19 protein-coding genes are annotated in these 19,633 nt (G+C 69.2%); 4 read left to right on the top strand and 15 right to left on the bottom strand.

The annotated features are described in order from the left end of the window. Positions 1 to 50: 50 nt before the first annotated feature. The 6 genes from U4Y91_RS07950 to U4Y91_RS07925 all read right to left on the bottom strand — a co-directional run bounded on the left by U4Y91_RS07950 (position 51) and on the right by U4Y91_RS07925 (position 5,435). Positions 51 to 761, bottom strand: a complete 711-nt coding sequence (locus U4Y91_RS07950) for a CoxG family protein (protein ID WP_321804627.1) — start codon at positions 759 to 761, stop codon at positions 51 to 53. Between the two features lie 28 nt (positions 762 to 789). Beyond that, complete coding sequence (locus U4Y91_RS07945; protein ID WP_044844491.1) at positions 790 to 1,149, bottom strand: DUF427 domain-containing protein; 360 nt, start codon at positions 1,147 to 1,149, stop codon at positions 790 to 792. 138 nt (positions 1,150 to 1,287) lie between these two features. Beyond that, complete coding sequence (locus U4Y91_RS07940; RefSeq protein WP_321804626.1) at positions 1,288 to 1,725, bottom strand: carboxypeptidase-like regulatory domain-containing protein; 438 nt, start codon at positions 1,723 to 1,725, stop codon at positions 1,288 to 1,290. Between the two features lie 94 nt (positions 1,726 to 1,819). Further along, entirely contained in the window at positions 1,820 to 3,304 is a 1,485-nt protein-coding gene (locus U4Y91_RS07935) for a DegQ family serine endoprotease (protein ID WP_044844493.1), read from the bottom strand. A gap of 118 nt (positions 3,305 to 3,422) precedes the next feature. Then, positions 3,423 to 4,769 (bottom strand): ATP-binding protein, encoded by a 1,347-nt coding sequence (locus tag U4Y91_RS07930; RefSeq protein ID WP_321804625.1) that lies wholly within the window; start codon positions 4,767 to 4,769, stop codon positions 3,423 to 3,425. Between the two features lie 3 nt (positions 4,770 to 4,772). After that, on the bottom strand, positions 4,773 to 5,435 hold the full coding sequence (locus tag U4Y91_RS07925) for a response regulator (RefSeq protein WP_044844495.1): 663 nt from the start codon (positions 5,433 to 5,435) through the stop codon (positions 4,773 to 4,775). A gap of 183 nt (positions 5,436 to 5,618) precedes the next feature. On the opposite strand from U4Y91_RS07925, the gene dacB reads away from it, so the two are divergent. The 3 genes from dacB to U4Y91_RS07910 all read left to right on the top strand — a co-directional run bounded on the left by dacB (position 5,619) and on the right by U4Y91_RS07910 (position 9,747). Further along, positions 5,619 to 7,154: a D-alanyl-D-alanine carboxypeptidase/D-alanyl-D-alanine-endopeptidase gene (gene dacB, locus U4Y91_RS07920; RefSeq protein WP_321804624.1), complete on the top strand. Its 1,536-nt coding sequence runs from the start codon at positions 5,619 to 5,621 to the stop codon at positions 7,152 to 7,154. A gap of 440 nt (positions 7,155 to 7,594) precedes the next feature. Further along, positions 7,595 to 8,509 (top strand): sterol desaturase family protein, encoded by a 915-nt coding sequence (locus U4Y91_RS07915; RefSeq protein ID WP_321804623.1) that lies wholly within the window; start codon positions 7,595 to 7,597, stop codon positions 8,507 to 8,509. A 95-nt stretch (positions 8,510 to 8,604) separates the two neighbouring features. Then, positions 8,605 to 9,747 (top strand): SGNH/GDSL hydrolase family protein, encoded by a 1,143-nt coding sequence (locus tag U4Y91_RS07910; RefSeq protein ID WP_321804622.1) that lies wholly within the window; start codon positions 8,605 to 8,607, stop codon positions 9,745 to 9,747. A gap of 91 nt (positions 9,748 to 9,838) precedes the next feature. Here U4Y91_RS07910 and U4Y91_RS07905 read toward each other — a convergent pair whose 3' ends face one another. The 6 genes from U4Y91_RS07905 to pyk form a co-directional block, all read right to left on the bottom strand. Beyond that, the gene (locus U4Y91_RS07905; protein WP_321804621.1) at positions 9,839 to 10,867 is read right to left on the bottom strand and encodes an L-threonylcarbamoyladenylate synthase; all 1,029 of its coding nucleotides are present in this window, start codon (positions 10,865 to 10,867) and stop codon (positions 9,839 to 9,841) included. An 11-nt stretch (positions 10,868 to 10,878) separates the two neighbouring features. Continuing rightward, positions 10,879 to 12,072, bottom strand: a complete 1,194-nt coding sequence (locus tag U4Y91_RS07900) for a 5-(carboxyamino)imidazole ribonucleotide synthase (protein WP_321804620.1) — start codon at positions 12,070 to 12,072, stop codon at positions 10,879 to 10,881. Positions 12,073 to 12,160: 88 nt separating this feature from the next. Further along, positions 12,161 to 12,682, bottom strand: a complete 522-nt coding sequence (purE, locus tag U4Y91_RS07895; protein WP_012364611.1) for a 5-(carboxyamino)imidazole ribonucleotide mutase — start codon at positions 12,680 to 12,682, stop codon at positions 12,161 to 12,163. A 17-nt stretch (positions 12,683 to 12,699) separates the two neighbouring features. Then, complete coding sequence (locus U4Y91_RS07890; protein ID WP_321804619.1) at positions 12,700 to 13,590, bottom strand: phosphoribosylaminoimidazolesuccinocarboxamide synthase; 891 nt, start codon at positions 13,588 to 13,590, stop codon at positions 12,700 to 12,702. A 230-nt stretch (positions 13,591 to 13,820) separates the two neighbouring features. After that, a complete protein-coding gene (gene fba, locus U4Y91_RS07885; RefSeq protein WP_321804618.1) occupies positions 13,821 to 14,885 on the bottom strand; it encodes a class II fructose-bisphosphate aldolase in 1,065 nt (354 codons plus the stop codon). A 312-nt stretch (positions 14,886 to 15,197) separates the two neighbouring features. Then, a complete protein-coding gene (gene pyk / locus U4Y91_RS07880; RefSeq protein ID WP_044844504.1) occupies positions 15,198 to 16,634 on the bottom strand; it encodes a pyruvate kinase in 1,437 nt (478 codons plus the stop codon). Here pyk and U4Y91_RS07875 point away from each other — a divergent pair. Next, positions 16,633 to 16,761, top strand: coding sequence for a hypothetical protein (locus U4Y91_RS07875; RefSeq protein WP_321804617.1), 129 nt, complete (start codon positions 16,633 to 16,635; stop codon positions 16,759 to 16,761). The two genes, pyk and U4Y91_RS07875, sit on opposite strands and share 2 nt — an antisense overlap. A 157-nt stretch (positions 16,762 to 16,918) precedes the next feature. Here the strand turns inward: U4Y91_RS07875 and U4Y91_RS07870 are convergent, their stop codons facing one another. The 3 genes from U4Y91_RS07870 to U4Y91_RS07860 all read right to left on the bottom strand — a co-directional run bounded on the left by U4Y91_RS07870 (position 16,919) and on the right by U4Y91_RS07860 (position 19,471). Further along, a complete protein-coding gene (locus U4Y91_RS07870; RefSeq protein WP_044844505.1) occupies positions 16,919 to 18,115 on the bottom strand; it encodes a phosphoglycerate kinase in 1,197 nt (398 codons plus the stop codon). Between the two features lie 280 nt (positions 18,116 to 18,395). Further along, positions 18,396 to 18,719, bottom strand: a complete 324-nt coding sequence (locus U4Y91_RS07865; protein WP_121859462.1) for an AzlD domain-containing protein — start codon at positions 18,717 to 18,719, stop codon at positions 18,396 to 18,398. Next, positions 18,716 to 19,471 (bottom strand): AzlC family ABC transporter permease, encoded by a 756-nt coding sequence (locus tag U4Y91_RS07860; RefSeq protein ID WP_257773799.1) that lies wholly within the window; start codon positions 19,469 to 19,471, stop codon positions 18,716 to 18,718. The genes U4Y91_RS07865 and U4Y91_RS07860 overlap by 4 nt, the downstream gene beginning before the upstream one ends. Positions 19,472 to 19,633 lie beyond the last annotated feature (162 nt).

Below are 19,633 nucleotides of genomic sequence, written 5' to 3'. Positions count from 1 at the left end.
GGCCGCGCCGCCGGCGACCGGCCGGGCAACGCGGCGGCGCACGCAGGCGCTCAGGCTCCGTTGATCCAGCGCGCCGCGTACAGCAGCAGCGCCACGAACACGACGATCGCGGCCCACGCCCAGACGGGCAGCGGGCCCGATTCGCGATGATGCACGGCGCTCGCGGCGCGGCCGCTGAGCGCGCCGCCGAGGTGCGGCGGCAGCGGACGCTTCGCCGCGGCCGTCAGCGACGCCGGCCGCAGGAACACATGCTGGCGACGCTGCGGGCTCGAGCGCGCGCGGTTCGGCACGAGACCGTGCTTCGCCTGCACGACCGCGCAGAATTCGCGGAAGAAATCGTCCGTCCACTCGTGCAGCGCGTTCTCGATCTGCCGCGCCGGCAGCTCGGCGAGCGGCCCGCTCGCCGTCGCCCACACCACGTATTCGATGCACGTCGCGGCCGCGTCGTCTTCGTCCGGCCGCAGCACGAGCTCGACCTGCCCGCGCAGCGCGCCGAGGCCGTCGGCCCGCGCCTTGAAGTTGAGCACGCGGCGCGGCTGCCCTTCCGCGTCGCCCTGCTCGCTCGCCGAATGCGCACGCACGTCGTAGCGCGCGCGCAGCGGGCCGAGCGGCACCGTGATGGTCAGCGCGAACTCGCCGCGCGCGAGCTTCACGAACGATTCGCAATGATCGAAGCTCGCCCGCAGCAGCGCGAGATCCTCGAGCGCCGCCCGCACGACAGCCGGCGCGAGCGGTACGCGTAACGTGTCGTTCAGTTCCATGATGCCTCCCCGATGAACACGCGCCGCATCAGGACGTCTCGACGAGACTGTCGACCCGTGCGACGTCGAAGGCGACGTAGTGCGCAAGTGCGGACGCGGTCGCTCCCGGTTCCTCGTAACTCCATGCGGCGTTCTCGATCACGCCGTCTTCGGTCTGCAGGTCGAAATACACGGCACGGCCCCTCAGCGGACAGTCCGTCGTGACGCTCGACTTCACGAGCCGGTGCATGTTCACGTCGCCGCGCGGCAGGTAATGGATATCCGGCAGGCCCGTTTCGCGCACGGTCAGCGCGCCGTGCGAATCGGCATACGTGATGCCGCGATGGATCACGCGCACGCGATGGCGGTTCGGCACGATTTCGAGGCGAGGGTCGGCGGCATCGGACATCGTTTCTCCTCCGGGCGGCGGCCCCGGCGCGCCGGCCGGGGGCAGGAAACGAAAAAGCCACGGCACAAGTGCCGTGGCTTTCATTATGGGCGAAACTGGGCCCGATTGCGCGGCCCGGCCGGGCCTGCGCGCGACGCGCTACTGCGCACTCCACTGGAACGCGACCTTCGCGCCGCCCTTCGCGCCGACCGTGACCGCGCGCGATTCGTCGCTGCCCTGATACGACGCATGCACGGTGTAGCGCCCCGGCGGCAGCTTCACGAGCATGTAGGGCCCGCGCGCGTCCGTCGCCAGCAGCTCGGTGCCCTTGCCGTCGACGATCCGCACGTGGACGTCGGCCAGGTATTCGCCGCCCTTGCCGGTGAACCGCAGCGCCAGCGGCCACGCCGCTTCGTTGCTCTCGAATGCCGTCGATTGATCCTTGCCGATGCCGCCCGACACGTAGCTGACATCGCCCTGCTGGCTCGCCGCGGGCAAGCCGTCCGATTGCGCGTACGCGCCGGGCGCGGCGGCGGCGAGGCCGGCGGCCAGCGCCGCGGCGACGGCAAATCGGGACACGTTGCGTAGATATTGCATGGCTCCCTCCTTTCGGGTCGGAACACAGCACCACGGGCCGAACGCCGACGGCGCCCGTCGGGGGCCGGCCAGGCCGGCCCGCAACGGCCGCCGGTCAGCTCAGGTCGACCGGCACGAAGATCTGTGCATTATCCCGCTGGATCAGGAGAGCAAGACTGTTGCCTGCTCCCTTGACCGCGTCGCGCAACTGCTCGGGGCTCGTGACCGGGCGGCCGTTGACCGCGAGAATCACGTCGCCGGGCTGGATGCCCGCGCTGGCTGCCGGGCCACCGGCCTGCTGCACGATCAGCCCGTGCGACAGGTTGGCGGCACTGCGCTCCTGCGGCGTGAGCGGACGCACCGCGACGCCGAGGCGCCCCTGCTCGACCGGGCCGCCGTCGTTCGATGCCAGCTTCGCGTCAGTCATCGCGCCGAGCGTCACGCTGATCGACTTCGTCGACTTGTCGCGCCACACCTGCAGGTCGGCCTTCGAGCCCGGCTTCAGGTTCGCGATCTGCGCGGGCAGCGACGTGGAGTCGGCCACCGGCGAGCCGTTGACCGCGAGGATCACGTCGCCCGGCTGCAGGCCGGCCTTCGCGGCCGGGCCATTCGGGTCGACCGAGCTGACGAGCGCGCCGTCCGGCTTCTGCAGCCCGAACGAGCTCGCGAGCGTCTGGTTCAGCCCCTGCACGGCGACGCCGAGGCGGCCGCGGCTCACGTGGCCGGTCTTCACGAGCTCGTCCTTGACCTTGATCGCCTCGTTGATCGGGATCGCGAACGACAGGCCCTGGAAGCCACCCGTCTGCGAGTAGATCATCGAGTTGATGCCGATCACCTCACCCTGCAGGTTGAACAGCGGGCCGCCCGAGTTGCCGGGGTTCACCGGCACGTCGGTCTGGATGAACGGCGTGTAGTTCTCGTCGGGCAGCGCGCGCGATTTCGCGCTGATGATGCCGGACGTGACCGTGTTGTCGAAGCCGTACGGCGAACCGATCGCGACGACCCACTGGCCGACCTTGCTCTGTGCCGGGTCGCCGATCTTCACGGTCGGCAGGCCGCTCGCGTCGATCTTCAGGACCGCCACGTCGGACTGCTTGTCGGCGCCGACGACCTTCGCCTTGTACTCGCGCTTGTCGGTCAGCTTGACGGTGACGACGTTCGCGCCGTCGATCACGTGCGCATTGGTGAGGATGTACCCGTCCGAGCTGACGATGAATCCCGACCCGAGGCTCGCGCTCGGCTGGTCGTCCGGCTGCGTGTCGCCGCCCATGCCCGGCACCTGGCCGTAGAAGTGCTTGAAGAACTGGTAGAACGGATCGCTCGGATCCATCGGCAGCTGCGGCTGCGGCACGCGCCGCGACACCTGCTTCACGACGTGCTTCGCGCTGATGTTCACGACCGCCGGGCCGTAGGTTTCGACCAGCCCGGAGAAATCGGGAATGCCGGTCTTCGCCGCGGCCTCGGCCGGCATCAGCGCGGCGGCCTGCGCGGGCGTGATGATCTGCGGATCGGCGCGGCGGGTGCCCGCGACATAGCCGGCGGACAGGGCGGCCGCCACGGCGACCGCGACGGCGCCGCGCGCAAGGAATCGGGTGTTCATCGTAGGACCTCCTCGTTGTTAGGACGCAGCGTAACGATCCTGACTTAAAGGAGGCTTAATCGACCTTAAGCGGGGCTTAGGCCGCCGCTACCGCCCGGCGCCCGCGCGGCGCCGTTCGTCATACGGATTCGGACGCCCGCGGCACCGGCGCCGGCAGCTCGGCATCGCGGAACACGATGCTCACGAGCAGGCCGCCCGCGGCCGCGTCGCCGAGCGTCACGGTCGCGCCCTGCTGCGCCGCCACGCGCTTGACGATCGCGAGCCCCAGCCCGCTGCCCGACACGTCGGCCCGCGCCCGCGCGGAGCTGTCGCGGTAGAAGCGGTCGAACACGCGCTCGCGCTCGTCGGCCGGGATGCCGGGGCCGCTGTCGCCGATCTGCACGCACGCGCGGCCTGCCGCGTCGCGCGTCAGCGACACGTCGATGCGGCCGCCGTCCGGCGTGTACTTCACCGCGTTGTCGAGCAGGTTGCCGAACATCACGCGCAGCGCGCCGACGTCCGCGACGACGGTCGCCGCGCGGGTCTCCTCGAAGCCGAGATCGATGCTGTGCCGTTGCGCGAGCGGCGCATGCGCGGCCACGCATTCGACCAGCAGCGCCTGCAGGTCGACCGGCTCGCGCATCGTCGCGCCGTCCGGTTCGGCGCGCGCCAGCGCGAGCAATTGCTCGGCGAGGCGCGTCGCGCGCGTGACGCCGTCCTGCAGATCGGCGAGCGCCTCGCGGCGCGACGTGTCGTCCTTCGCGCGCGCGACGAGCTGCGCCTGGATCTGCACGGCCGCGAGCGGCGTGCGCAGTTCGTGCGCGGCGTCGGCGACGAAGGCCTTCTGCGTGTCGAGCGCGGCCGCGAGCCGCGCGAGCAGCCCGTTCAGCGCGCGCACGAGCGGCTGCACCTCGAGCGGCAGGCGCGCATCGGGCAACGGATCGAGCGCTTCCGGCCGGCGCGCCTCGACCGCGCGCGTGAGGCGCTCGAGCGGCGCGAGCCCTTGCCCGACGATCATCCAGACCGCCGCGCCGAGAAACGGCAGCAGCACGATCAGCGGCCACAGCGTGCGCAGCGCGACGTTCGCCGCGAGCCGGTTGCGCACCGACAGCGGCTGCGCGAGCTGCACGACGTTGTCGCCGACGATCGCGCCGTACACGCGCCATTCGCCGCGATCGGTGCGCTCGGTCGAGAAGCCGAGTTCCGCGCGCGGCGCGATCGGCGCGCGCGGATGCGAGAAGTACATCAGCACGCCGTTGCGGTTCCAGATCTGGATCACGATGCCTTCGTCGCCGTTGGTACGCGAACCGAACACCTGCGAAAACGGCTCGGACGGCAGCGCCGCGGCGATCTCCTGCAGCTGGTAGTCGAACAGCTCGTTCGCTTCGGCGAGCGCCTGCCGGTAGATCAGCCAGCCCGCGGCGCCCACGCCCGCGACGACGATCGCGAGCAGCCAGATCAGTAGTTGATGACGAATCGACCGCACGCGTCAGCTTTCCTTGACAACCATGTAGCCGAGCCCGCGCACGTTGCGGATCAGGTCCGAGCCGAGCTTCTTGCGCAGCGCGTGGATGTAGACCTCGACCGTGTTGCTGCCGATCTCCTCGCCCCAGCCGTACATCTTTTCCTCGAGCTGGCTTTTCGACAGCACCGCGCCGGGCCGCGCGAGCAGCGCCTCGAGCAGCGCGAACTCGCGCGCGGACAGCGCGACGGGCGCGCCGTCGAGCGTCACCTGGTGCGACGCCGGATCGAGCGTCAACGCGCCGTGGCGGATCAGCGACTCGCTGCGCCCCGCCTGGCGGCGGATCAGCGCGCGCATCCGCGCGCCCAGTTCGTCGAGGTCGAACGGCTTGACGAGGTAGTCGTCGGCGCCCGCGTCGAGCCCCTTCACGCGATCGGCCACCGCATCGCGCGCGGTGACGATCAGCACCGGCAGCGACTGCCCGCGCGCGCGCAGCGTGCGCAGCACGTCGATGCCGTCGCGCTTCGGCAGGCCGAGGTCGAGCAGCAGCAGGTCGTACGTCTCGCCGCCGAGCGCCGTGAGCGCGGCGTCGCCGTCCTGCACCCAGTCGACCGCGAAGCCGTCGGCGCGCAACGCCTTGCGTACGCCCTCGGCAATCATTCGATCGTCTTCAACAAGCAGAATCCGCATTGGAATCGGAACCCATCTGACGAGTAAAACATGGCGACCATTGTAGCGCCGCGAATCGCGTGCGCTCCCTGCAATGCAACAGAAAGGCGGATTGCAAGGGGCGCGTGTGCACTTGTCTCTACAATGTGCGCTCCGGCGCCGCGCGCGCCCTGCCCGAGCCCGATGCTTTTCCCGTATTCGCCCATGCCGATTTCCGATTTTTCCGCCCGGTTCGCCCCCCGCGCCCGCCCCTTCCTGCGTGCGGCCGCCGTCGTCGCCACCTGCACGGCCCTTGCGTTCGCACCGTCCGCGCAGGCCCGCAAGAAGTCCCACAAGGAAGTGCGCAAGACCGCCGTGGTGTCGCCCGCCGCGCGGGCGGCCGGCCTGCCGGCGTCCGTGCTCGTCGCACTGCAGCGCGCGAAGGTGCCGGCCTCGGCGATGAGCGTTGTCGTCGAGCGCGTCGGCGATCCCGAGCCGCTGATCGCGTGGAACGCGAGCCGGCCGATGATGCCGGCGTCGACGATGAAGCTCGTCACGACCTTCTCGGGCCTGTCGATCCTCGGCCCCGACTTCCGCTGGCGCACCACCGCGTATGCGGACGGCCCGGTCGATCCGGACGGCACGCTGCAGGGCAACCTCTACATCAAGGGCACCGGCGATCCGAAGCTCGTACCGGAGGAACTGATCGACCTCGTCGACAAGATCCGCAAGGCGGGCATCAAGCGCGTGGCCGGCGGCCTCGTGCTCGACAAGAGCTATTTCGCCGCGTCGACGCGCGACTTGCCGTCGTTCGACGACGACGTGAGCGCGCCGTACAACGTCGGCCCCGATCCGCTGCTGTATGCGTTCAAGGCCGTGTCGTTCACGGTGACGCCGGGCGACGACGGCAAGATCGCCGTCGACGTGCTGCCGCCGCTCGCGAACCTGTCGATCGACAACCAGCTGTACGAAGGCACCGGGTCGTGCGGCGCGGCGGCCACGGCCGCGCGTCCGACGTTGTCGGCCGGCGGCGGCGGCATCATGACCGCCTCGTTCGCCGGCGACTATCCGCTGCGCTGCGGCGCGCACACCACAAACCTCGCGATCCTCGATCACACGACGTTCTTCGCGCGCGGCTTCCTCGCGCTGTGGCAGCAGGACGGCGGCACGATCGCGGGCCCCGTCAGCGAAGGCAAGGTGCCGACCACCGCACGGCCGCTCGCGGTCCATCACAGCCCCGTGCTCGGCAGCATCGTCTACGACATCAACAAGTTCAGCAACAACGTGATGGCGCGCAACCTGTTCCTGACGATCGGCGCGGTCGCCGGCAAGCCGCCCGCGACACCCGAGCAGTCGAGCCGCGCGATTCACGCGTTCCTGCAGAAGAGCGGGATCGCGATGCCCGACCTCGACCTCGAGAACGGCTCGGGCCTGTCGCGCGAAGAACACGTGAGCGCGCAATCGCTCGCCGCGCTGCTGCAGGCCGCGAACGCGAGCCCCGTCGCGCAGGCGTTCATCGATTCGCTGCCGATCGCCGGCATCGACGGCACGATGAAGAACCGTCTCACCAACGCCGGCGTGCTCGGCAACGCGCACATCAAGACCGGCACGCTGCGCGACGTGCGCGCGATCGCGGGTTACGTCGCGGGTGCCGACGGGCAGAGCTACATCGTCGTCAGCTTCATCAACGACGATCGCGCCGAAGGCGCGCGTGCCGCGCACGACACGCTGCTCGAATGGATCTACGCGGGCGCGCACTGACGACGCACGTGCCGCGACGCGGCGCACGCATGCCCCGCTGCCGGCTTGCGTCGATCGCGGGCGGCACCACCTGTCGGGGCGTCCCGCCCCCGGGCGTTCTCCCCGCGCGGCTTGAAACGGTCTCGGCCGCCGGCGCGCCGCGCACCGCCCGCCAGCCGTGCCCATGAAACGGGGCCGCACCGCGCGGCCCCGTTCCGCATGGCTTCCGTAGGAACCCTGTCCTCAGGAAAACGCCGGGCCGCCCCCAAGTTTTCCGCCCCGCAGGAAGTCCCCTCGGCGGCCTGGCGCGAAGCGACCGGTTTGGGCCGCTCAGAGGGAACCCTCTACGCTGCCCCCTCGCCTAGCGCGTGCCGATTGCGTAGGCTGTTGGCCTGACCGATATCTACAACGGGCCATACGCCCGGCCTCACGGCTTGCAGGGGAAAGGAGGAGACACGTCCATGCGATTCGACGTCGAATTGCTTCTGCTCGCGCTGGCGCCCGTCTTCCTGCTCTGCATCGCGTGGGAGGCCTGGCACCTCGCCCGCACGCGCGCGCAGGATCATCTCTATGCGTGGCGCGACACGCTGTGCAATGCGGCGCTCGCGCTGATGCACCAGGGCGCCGACAAGCTCGCGTGGCTGTTCGTGATCCCCGTTTATGCGTACTGCTACGCACATTTCCGGCTGTTCACGTGGCACGACGGCTGGCTGTCGTTCGCCGTGCTGTTCGTCGGCCAGGACCTCCTCTACTACGTGTTCCATCGCGCGAGCCATCGCGTGCGCTGGCTGTGGGCCGCGCACGTCGTGCACCACTCGTCCGAGCGGATGAATTTCTCGACCGCGTTCCGGCAGAGCCTGATGTATCCCGTCGCGGGCATGTGGGCGTTCTGGCTGCCGCTCGCGTTCCTCGGCTTTCCGCCGCAGCAGATCGTCGGCGTCGTGCTGATCAACCTCGCGTTCCAGTTCTTCGTGCACACGCAGGCGATCGGCAAGCTCGGCTGGCTCGAATACGTGCTCAACACGCCGTCGATCCATCGCGCGCACCATGCACGCAACCCGCGCTACATCGACCGCAATTACGCAGGTGTGCTCGTGATCTGGGATCGCCTGTTCGGCAGCTACGTCGAGGAGTCGCCCGACGATCCGCCGCAATTCGGAATCGTCGAGCCGCTCGGCTCGAACAACCCGCTCGTCGCGACGTTTCACGAGTGGGTGTCGATGGCGGCCGACGCGTTGCGCGTCCATGGATGGCGCAACAAGCTGCGCGCGATTTTCGGCCCGCCCGAATGGGCGAGCGCTTATCATGCGCAGATCGCCGAGGCCGCAAACCACGATCCGCGCACCACGCCGCTCGCGGCCGTGCGCGACCAATAAACCGCTTCAGCCAACGGCCGCCGCGCAGCCAGTACCTGAGGAGACGCGCGGCAGATGCACAATACATCGGGCCATATCTACGAGGAGATCGAACGATGCAGTCACAACAACAGTTCCCGTCGCGCAACCGCCAACGCCTGCTGCGCACCGCGCAGGTCGCGATCGCGGGCGCCGCGCTCGCCCTGCTCGCCGCGTGCGGCGGCGGTGACGACAACAACAACAGCGCGTCGAACACGCCGCCGTCCGGCGTGAAGATGCAGATCGTGTCGTTCGGTGACAGCCTGTCGGACGCCGGCACCTACTCGCAGATCAAGCTCGGCTTCGGCGGCGGCCGCTTCACGACCAACCCCGGCCAGGTGTGGGCGCAGGACGTCGCGCAGTACTACGGCGACACGCTGCAGCCCGCGAACCAGGGCGGCTTCGGCATTCCGCTGCAGGCGACGGGCGGCCTCGGCTATGCACAGGGCGGTTCGCGCGTGACGCTGCAGCCGGGCATCGGCCACGCGGACGCGAGCGTGCCGAACGCCGACTACGCGCAGGCGACCACGACGCCGATCGCCGATCAGGTCAAGCAGTACCTGACGCAGCACGGCAGCTTCAACGCCGGCCAGATCGTGCTGGTCAACGGCGGCGCGAACGACATCTTCTACCAGGCGCAGGTCGCGCAGGCGCAAGGCAACACGCCGGCCGCGCAACTCGCGGCGGCGCAGGCGATCGGCCTGGCCGCGCAGCAGCTCGGCGGGATCGTCCAGCAGATCGTCGCGGCGGGCGCGGCGCACGTGTACGTGTCGAACGTGCCGGACATCGGCAGCACGCCGCTCGCGCTGCAGGGCGGCGCGCAGACGCAGGCCGCGTTCACGCAACTGTCGGGGCTGTTCAACAAGACGCTCGCCGGCACGCTGGCCGCGCTGAAGGTCGACACGACGAAGGTCGCGCTGCTCGACACGTTCACGTGGCAGGACGGCATCGCGGCCAACTACCAGGCGAACGGCTTCAGCGTGTCGAACACCGACACCGCGTGCAACCTGAAGGCGATGGTCGCGGCCGCGACCCAGTACGGCGTCGCGAACGCGACCGCATTCGGCTCGTCGCTGTTCTGCTCGCCGCAGACCTACACGGTTCCGAACGCGGACCAGACCTACATGTTCGCCGACACGGTCCACCCGACGACGCACCTGCACGCGCTGTTCGCACAGTTCGTGGAGAAGCAGATCGCGGCTTCGGGCGTCGGCAAGTAAGCGGCCCGCCACGCGCGCAAACAAAAACGCCCGACCGGTTCGCCGGTCGGGCGTTATTTCATTCCGGAGCGGACGGCGTCGGAAAGCTGCGTCAGTCACGCGCTTCGAATGCCGCGGCCGCACGACCGAGACGATCGTTGACCGCGATCCACTCGACGGTCTCGGGCAGCTTCTCGACGAGGATGCGTGTGACCTGCGCACGATCGAGCGCGCGCAGCATCCCGTACAGATCGCGCGCATACGCCTGCGGATCTTCCGGCGCCGCGACGAAATGCACGCCGTCGGCCTGCGCCCAGCGTCCCGCGCGCGACACGCGTGCGACGAGCGCGACGCGTTCGCCGTCGGTCTGCGCGGCCGCGAGCAGCGGCTCGAGCGCATCGAACGGCAGCAGCGCGAGCGGCGTGCGCGGCGCGTAATGCGCCTTCAGCGTGCCGGACGCGCGCGGCGCGGTCGCATCGCTGCCGTCGGGCAGGCGCGGCGCGCGGCCGAGCACGTCGGCGATCTGCTGCGGCGTCACGTGGCCCGGGCGCAGCAGCGCCGGAAAACCGCGCGACAGGTCGAGGATCGTCGATTCGATGCCAACCTCCGACGGACCGCCGTCGAGCACGTGCACGGTGTCGCCGAATTCTTCGCGCACATGTTGAGCGGTGGTCGGGCTCACATGGCCGAAGCGGTTCGCGGACGGCGCAGCGACGCCGCCGTGGCCGCCGCGCCGCGCGCTGAATGCGGCCAGCAGCGCCTGCGCGACCGGATGCGACGGACAGCGCAGGCCGACCGAATCCTGGCCGCCGCTCACGGCATCCGGAATGCGCGCATGACGCTTCAGGATCAGCGTCAGCGGACCCGGCCAGAATGCATCGATCAGTGCCTGCGCATCGGCCGGCAGGTCGTCGGCCCAGTAGCCCGGGTCGCCGCCGGGCGGCAGATGCACGATCACCGGATGGTTCGCCGGCCGCCCTTTCGCCGCATAGATGCGCGCGACGGCCTCGGGATTCGCCGCGTCGCCGCCGAGTCCGTACACGGTTTCGGTCGGGAATGCGACGAGTTGCCCCGCGTCGAGCAGCGCGGCAGCCGCGTCGATCTGCGCGGGCGTCACGGTGTTCGGGAGATCGATGGACATCGGCCGGTGCCTCAGTCGAGCGGCACGCGCAGCAGCTGCGCGCACGCGGTGGCCGCGGCAACCGCGTCGTCGCGCGTCTCGGCCGTGAAGTTCACGTGACCCATCTTGCGGCCGACGCGCGCTTCTTCCTTGCCGTACAGGTGCAGGTGCGCGGCCGGCATCGCGGCGACCGTGTCCCACGGCGGCGTGACGGCCTCGGCCGCACCGTTCGGGAACCACACGTCGCCGAGGATGTTCAGCATCGCGGCCGGCGAATGCTGGCGCGGGTTGCCGAGCGGCATGCGCGTCATCGCGCGCACCTGCTGCTCGAACTGGCTCGTTGCGCACGCATCGACCGTGTAGTGGCCGGAATTGTGCGGGCGCGGCGCCATTTCGTTCGCGACGAACGAGCCGTCTTCCAGCACGAAGAATTCGACGCACAGCACGCCGACGTAGCCGAGCGTATCGGCGATCCGCACGGCTGCCTGCTGCGCCTCCTCGACGCGCGCGGCATCGGCGGCCGGCGCCGGCACGACCGTCAGCGCGAGGATGCCGTCGTGATGCACGTTCTGCGCGAGCGGGAAGGCGGCCGAACGGCCGTCCGCGCCGCGCGCGATCAACGCGGACACTTCGTATTTCAGCGGCAGGCGCTTCTCGAGCACGCACGGCACGCCGCCGAGCGACGCATGCGCGTCGCGCGCTTCCCGCGCGGTGCTCACGCGCACCTGGCCCTTGCCGTCGTAGCCGAGGCGCGCCGTCTTCAGGATGCCCGGCAGCACCGCGTCGAGCGCGGCGTCGTCGAGCGCGGCGAGTGCCGCCGCCGATTCGATCACGACGTGCGGCGCGACCGGCACGCCCGACGCCTCGATGAAACGCTTCTCCGCGATCCGGTCCTGTGCGACCGCGACGCAGCGGCCGGCCGGCGCGACGAACGTCGTGCGCGCGAGGAACTCGAGGCTCGCGGCCGGCACGTTCTCGAATTCGGTCGACACGGCATCGCACAGCCCGGCCAGTTCGGCGAGCGCGGCTTCGTCGTCGTAGGCCGCGCGCAGGTGACGGTCGGCGACCGCGCCGGCGGGGCTCGTCGGATCGGGATCGAGCACGGCGACGCGATAGCCCATCGCCTGGGCGGCAAAGCAGAACATGCGGCCGAGCTGGCCGCCGCCGACCATGCCCAGCCACGCGCCGGGCAGGATCGGGGAAACGGAATCAGGAGTTGCGGTCATGTCAGTGGTCGGTCGCGGCGGGCAACGCCCGCCGCAGTGGGGTGGATCAGGCGGCCGCTGGCATGGCAGTGCGGCCGCCGGTGCGCCGTCACGCGAGCGGCGGCAGCACCATCGCGTGCGCGGCTTCGTTCTGGCGCACGCGGAACGCGGCGAGCCGGTTCGCGTAGTCGACCGACGTGCCGGACAGGATCGACACCGCGAACAGCGCGGCATTCGCGGCGCCGGCCTCGCCGATCGCGAACGTCGCGACCGGCACGCCCTTCGGCATCTGCACGATCGAGTGCAGCGAATCGACGCCCTTCAGGTACTTGCTCGCGACCGGTACGCCGAGCACCGGCACCGTGGTCTTCGCGGCCAGCATGCCGGGCAGGTGCGCGGCACCGCCGGCGCCCGCGATGATCGCGCGCAGCCCGCGCTCGCGCGCCTTCTCCGCATAGTCGAACATCTCGTCGGGCATCCGGTGCGCGGACACGACCTTCGCCTCGTACGGCACGCCGAATTCCTGCAGGATCGCGACCGCGTTCTTCATCACGTCCCAGTCGGAACTCGAACCCATCAGCACGCCGACGAGCGGCGCGCTGTGCGTGTGGGCAGTCTGGACTTCACTCATTTCGTGCGTTCCTTCCTTCAGGCGAGCGGCTGGCCGGTGATGCGCTCGAGCGCTTCCTGGTACTTCGCGGCCGTCTTCTCGACGACGTCGGCCGGCAGTGCCGGTGCCGGCGCGGTCTTGCCCCACGGCTGCCCCTCGAGCCAGTCGCGCACGAACTGCTTGTCGAACGACGGCGGGTTGGTGCCGACCTGGTACTGGTCGGCCGGCCAGAAGCGCGACGAATCGGCGGTCAGCACTTCGTCCATCAGGTACAGCTTGCCGTGGTTGTCGAGGCCGAATTCGAACTTCGTATCGGCGATGATGATGCCGCGCGTCGCCGCGTAGTCGGCTGCTTCCTTGTACAGGCGGATCGAGATGTCGCGGATCGTCGCGGCCAGCTCGGTACCGATGCGGCGCTCGGTTTCCTCGAACGTGATGTTCTCGTCATGCTCGCCGAGCTCGGCCTTCGCGGCCGGCGTGAAGATCGGCTCGGGCAGCTTCTGCGCATTCTGCAGGCCTTCCGGCAGCTGCACGCCGCACACGGCGCCCGACGCCTGGTATTCCTTCCAGCCGCTGCCGGCCAGGTAGCCGCGCACGACCGCCTCGATCATGATCGGCTCGAGGCGCTTGACGACCACGCCGCGGCCCTTGACCTGCTCGACCTCGTCGGCCGCGACGACCGCTTCCGGCGCGTCGCCCGTCAGGTGGTTCGGTACGATATGCGCGAGCTTGTCGAACCAGAAGTTCGCCATCTGGTTCAGCACGCGGCCCTTGTTCGGAATCGGCTCGCCCATGATCACGTCGAATGCCGACAGGCGGTCGGTCGTGACGATCAGGAGCTTGTCGTTGCCGACCGCGTAGTTATCGCGGACCTTGCCGCGACCGAGGAGCGGCAGCGAGCGGAGCGTGGATTCGTAAAGGGTAGACATCGTCTTTTCGCAGATAAGGAGCCAAACAAAAAGGGAAACGCCGTTCCCCGCGGCAGGCGGGAACGGCGGTCTTGCAATGCGTCGGCAACCGGCGGGCGATCAGGCCCGTCGGCTGCCGGCCGGCCCTCGTTCGGCCGGACGGAACGGCTGCCGGAGCCGGATCCGATCCGGCCCCAAGGCAGTCAGCCCCGGCCCGGCGCGAAACCGGGCGGGGCAATCGTACTACAGTCTCAGCGCACGACCTGCGCGAGCGCGCCGGACTTGTACTGTTCAGCGATCTTGTCGAGCGACACCGGCTTGATCTTCGCGGCCTGGCCTTCGCAGCCGAACGCGAGGAAGCGGTCGACGCAGACCTTCTTCGCCGCTTCGCGCGCGGGCTTCAGGTAGTCGCGCGGATCGAACTTGCCCGGGTTCTCGAACAGGTAGCGGCGGATCGCGCCGGTGATCGCGAGACGCAGGTCGGTGTCGATGTTGATCTTGCGCACACCGTGCTTGATGCCTTCCTGGATTTCCTCGACCGGCACGCCGTAGGTTTCCTTCATGTCGCCGCCGAATTCGCGGATCTCGGCCAGCAGTTCCTGCGGCACCGACGACGAACCGTGCATCACCAGGTGCGTGTTCGGGATGCGCGCGTGGATTTCCTTGATGCGCTGGATCGACAGGATGTCGCCCGTCGGCTTCTTCGAGAACTTGTACGCGCCGTGCGAGGTACCGATCGCGATCGCGAGCGCGTCGCACTGCGTGAGCTTCACGAAGTCGGCGGCCTGCTCCGGATCGGTCAGCAGCTGCTCGCGGGTCATCGTGCCTTCCGCGCCGTGGCCGTCTTCCTTGTCGCCCTTCATCGTCTCGAGCGAGCCGAGCACGCCGAGTTCGGCTTCGACCGTCACGCCGATCGAATGCGCCATCTCGACGACCTTGCGCGACACGTCGACGTTGTATTCGTACGAGGCGACCGTCTTGCCGTCGGCTTCGAGCGAACCGTCCATCATCACGCTGGTGAAACCGCTGCGGATCGCGGCCGTGCAGACCGCCGGCGACTGGCCGTGATCCTGGTGCATCACGACCGGGATGTGCGGATACGACTCGACCGCCGCTTCGATCAGGTGGCGCAGGAACGGCTCGCCCGCGTACTTACGCGCACCGGCCGATGCCTGCATGATCACGGGCGCGCCGACCTGGTCCGCTGCCGCCATGATCGCCTGGACCTGCTCCAGGTTGTTCACGTTGAAGGCCGGCAGGCCGTAACCGTGCTCTGCCGCGTGGTCCAGCAATTGACGCATTGATACGAGAGGCATTGTGGAACTCCTTGGAATGAAAACCGGTGCGCCCTGACGCCGGCGCGGCGCTCGCCCCCCGTCGAATCCGGGGCGGCACGGCGCGGCTGAGCGTCGAATAGCCGCATTTTATCGCGAAGCGCCTCCGATTCCGATCGCCCGGTGGCGCGTACTCGCATTTTGTTACCTTCGCACGGCACAATGCGGGCAAAAAACAGAAAAAAAGCCGCGCGGGGCATCGGACCCCGCGCGGCTTTCGTCGAATAAACGGTGCCCGATCAGTTCGGGCGGCCGTCGGACCGGTCGACGGACCGGCCCGGTGCACGCCGGCGCTCAATAATGTTCGCCGACCCGCACGATCTTCAGCGTGTTGGTGCCGCCCGCCTGCCCCATCGGCTCGCCGACGGTCAGCACGACCATGTCGCCGTGCTGCACGTAGCCCTGCTTGACGACGATCTCGAGCGCCGCCTGCAGCGCCGAGTCGCGGTCGCTGTTGAAGTCGACGTGCAGCGGCGTCACGTTGCGGTACAGCGCCATCGTGCGCTCGCTGCCGACGCGCGGCGTCAGCGCGAAGATCGGCACGTGCGTGTAGTGACGCGACATCCACAGCGCGGTCGCGCCCGATTCGGTCAGCGCGACGATCGCCTTGGCACCCAGGTGATAGGCGGTAAACAACGCGCCCATCGCGATCGACTGGTCGATCCGCGTGAACGTGCGGTCGAGGAAATCCTTGTCCAGCTCGACGTGCTCGGACTTCTCCGCCTCGACGCACACGGCCGCCATCGTCTCGATCGTGACGACCGGGTACTTGCCGGCGGCCGTCTCGGCCGACAGCATCACCGCGTCGGTGCCGTCGAGCACCGCGTTCGCGACGTCCGACACTTCCGCGCGGGTCGGCACGGGCGCGTGGATCATCGATTCCATCATCTGCGTCGCGGTGATCACGAGCTTGTTCGACTCGCGCGCCATCCGGATCATGCGCTTCTGCAACGCCGGCACGGCCGCGTTGCCGACTTCCACCGCGAGGTCGCCGCGCGCGACCATGATGCCGTCGGACGCGTCGAGGATGCTCTGCAGCGCCGGAATCGCCTCCGCGCGCTCGATCTTCGCGATCATCTTCGGCTTGATGCCGTACGGCGCGCCCGCGATGTTCGCGAGCTGGCGCGCCATTTCCATGTCGGTCGCGTTCTTCGGGAACGACACCGCGACGAGATCCGCGCCGAGCGACATCGCCGTGCGGATGTCTTCCATGTCCTTCGCGGTCAGCGCGGGCGCCGACAGGCCGCCGCCCTGGCGGTTGATCCCCTTGTTGTTCGACAGCTCGCCGCCCACCTTGACGATCGTGTGGATCTCGTCGCCGAGCACGCGCTCGACGGTCAGCACGATCAGGCCGTCGTTCAGCAGCAGCAGGTCGCCCGGCTTCAGGTCGCGCGGCAGTTCCTTGTAGTCGAGGCCGACCCGCTCGTCGTTGCCGAGCTCGCAGCCCGCGTCGAGGATGAAGGCCTGGCCCGGCACGAGCGTCGTCTTGCCGTTCTCGAACTTGCCGACGCGGATCTTCGGGCCCTGGAGGTCGGCCATGATCGCGATCTCGCGGCCGACCCTGCGGGCAGCCTCGCGCACCATCTCGGCGCGCTGGCGGTGATCGTCGGCCGTGCCGTGCGAAAAATTGAGCCGCACGACGTCGAGGCCCGCCTGCATCATCTGCAGCAGAATCTCCGGCGAACTGGAAGCCGGGCCGATCGTGGCGACTATCTTGGTGGCGCGCTGCATGAAACTCCTCATCTGGATCAAGGTGGATGCGCTGGGTGAAACGCTGCGAGAGCCGGAATCGGCGAGCCCAGCGGCGGCCGCTCCGGGGGGCGTGCCGGTGCTTGCGCCCGGCATCGCTTTGTTCTGAATCTCGTGATGCTGCACGGCCGCGTCGCCGGCGGCCGCCGGTGCGCGCGGGGTTGAGTTCGCCCGCGCAGGCGCGCGTTTGCGCTTGCCCGCGCCGGCCGGCTGCTCCGCTTTCGCGGAGCGCGCGGCCTTCGTCACCCCTGCGCGCGCCGCCACGCTCAGGCCGCCCGCGTTTCGAGCACTTCCACTGCCGGCAGCTTCTTCCCCTCGAGGAACTCGAGGAAGGCGCCGCCGCCCGTCGAGATGTAGCTGACCTGGTCGTGGATGCCGTACTTCGCGATGGCCGCGAGCGTGTCGCCGCCGCCCGCGATCGAGAACGCGGACGATTTGGCGATCGCTTCGGCGAGCGTCTTGGTGCCGTTGCCGAACTGGTCGAACTCGAACACGCCGACCGGGCCGTTCCACACGATCGTGCCGGCCTTTTCGAGCTGGCTGGCGAGCGCGCGGGCCGTATCCGGGCCGATGTCGAGGATCATGTCGTCCGCTTCGATGTCGGCGACCTGCTTCACCGTGGCCGCGGCCGTCGGCGAGAATTCCTTGGCCGTCACGACATCGCTCGGGATCGGCACCGATGCGCCGCGCTCGCGCGCTTCGTCGATGATCGCCTTCGCCTCGGCGACGAGATCGGCTTCCGCGAGCGACTTGCCGATCGACAGGCCGGCCGCGAGCATGAACGTGTTCGCGATGCCGCCGCCGACGATCAGCTGGTCGACCTTGCCGGCCAGCGACTTGAGAATGGTCAGCTTGGTCGACACCTTGGAACCGGCGACGATCGCGACCAGCGGACGCGCCGGGTTGCCGAGCGCCTTGCCGAGCGCGTCGAGTTCGGCGGCCAGCAGCGGGCCCGCGCACGCGACGGGCGCGTACTTCGCGATCCCGTGGGTGGTCGCTTCCGCGCGGTGCGCGGTGCCGAACGCGTCGTTCACGTACACGTCGCAGAGCTTCGCCATCTTCTGGGCGAGCTCGTCCGAATTCTTCTTCTCGCCCTTGTTGACGCGGCAGTTCTCGAGCAGCACGACCTGGCCCGGCGCGACGTTCACGCCGTTCTCGACCCAGTTCGAGACGAGCGGCACGTCGCGGCCGAGCAGTTCGGCGAGACGCTTCGCGACCGGCGCGAGCGAGTCTTCCGGCTTGAATTCGCCTTCGGTCGGACGACCGAGGTGCGACGTGACCATCACGGCCGCGCCGGCGTCGAGCGCGGCCTGGATGGCCGGCACGGACGCGCGCACGCGCGTGTCTTCGGTGATGTTGCCGTGATCGTCCTGCGGGACGTTCAGGTCGGCGCGGATGAACACCCGCTTGCCGGCGAGCTGGCCGGCGGCGATCAGGTCGGTAAGACGCTTGACTTGGCTCATGTTGAACAGATTGAAGTAGTGGATGGGGAAAGGGGGTTCACGCTGGACGTGCGCGGGCTGCCGCGAAAGGGCGCCGGATGCGGCCGTGGCTGGCGGTTCGCATGACGCGCACGGGTAAAAAATCTCGAACGGGCATTCTAGCCGATCCATCCGGCAGACTGACCCGTGCGGCGGCGAATTCCGCCTATTTGGGATCGCGCGTGACCATCGACACATTGCCGCAACGCAGCAATGCGCGTGCGCCAGCGGCCGGCACCCGGCCGGCCGGCGCGGCGATTCGTCAGAAGATCAGGCGCAGTACGGTGAAGACGAGCATCCCGATGATGATCGTACCGAGCATGCTGCGCCGCCACAAGAACCAGCCGAGGCCGGCGAGCGCCGCGTAGAACGGATGGTTGGACAGCGCGAACGACAGCCCGGCCGGCGTTTCGAGCACGTCGGGCAGCACGACGGCGACGAGCGCGGCCGCCGGCGCGTAGCGCAGCGCGCGCTGGGCGCGCTCGGGCAGCACGGTGCGTTCGCCGCCGAGCAGGAACAGCGCGCGCGTGACGGCCGTGACGATCGTCATCCCGACGATGACGATCCAGATCTCGGTCGCGCTCATTCGATCTCCTTCTCGTGCACGGTTTCGGTACGGATGCGCCGCCAGTCGGCCCGTTCGACGAAGAAATCGGCCATGCTGCCGGCCGCGAGCGCGGCCAGCACCGCGATCGGCAGCGCGAGCCGGTACGGCAGGTCGAACGCGACGAGCGACACGATGCCCGCGACCGCGACGGCCGCGAGCGTCGAGCGGTTCGCGACCGCCGACACCATGATCGGGATCAGCGCGAGCGTGCCGGCCAGCTCCAGCCCCCAGCTCGCGGGAACGAAGCTCGCGAGCAGGATGCCGGCGAGCGACGACACCTGCCACGACGCCCAGCTGGCGAGCGCCATCCCCCAGAAATACGCCTCCTTGCCCGGCACGTGGCCGTTCGCGAAGCCCTGTTTCTGGAACAGCAGGTAGATCACGTCGCCGTTGAAATAGCCGATCGCGAGGCGCCGCCACAGCGGCAGGTAGGAAAAATGGGGAGCAAGCCCGGCGCTGAAGATCACGAAGCGCAGGTTGACCATCGTGGCCGTGAGCAGGATCGTCCAGATCGGCAGCTTCGCGACGAGGAGCGGCAGCACCGCGAGCTGCGACGAGCCCGCGTAGACGAAGATCGACATCGCGCTCGCCTGCCCGAGCGTCATCACCGACTTGCTCATCGCGACGCCGGTGACGAGCCCCCAGGACAGGATCGCCATCAGTGTCGGGGAATAGTCGCGCGCGCCCTGGATCAGCGCGAAGCGGTCGGTGGCGGACAATCGAGCGAGCATGGGAAGGCGGGCCGCAGCGGGCGGTTCGTCCGGGCTCCGGCGTCTCCCGCCGGCACGGCCCGTTGTCATTGGAATCGGTGCCGGACGATTATAGCCCCGGCCCTCGGCCGACCGACCGGCTCGACGCCAAATGACGCTAAAATATGCGTCTTTCCGGCTCAA

The sequence above is a fragment of the Burkholderia sp. BCC1993 genome, from assembly GCF_905339865.1.
In the GTDB taxonomy this organism is placed as follows: Bacteria; Pseudomonadota; Gammaproteobacteria; order Burkholderiales; family Burkholderiaceae; genus Burkholderia.
Note: the sequence above shows the minus strand (reverse complement) of the source record. Positions and strands in the feature narration are given on the sequence as shown.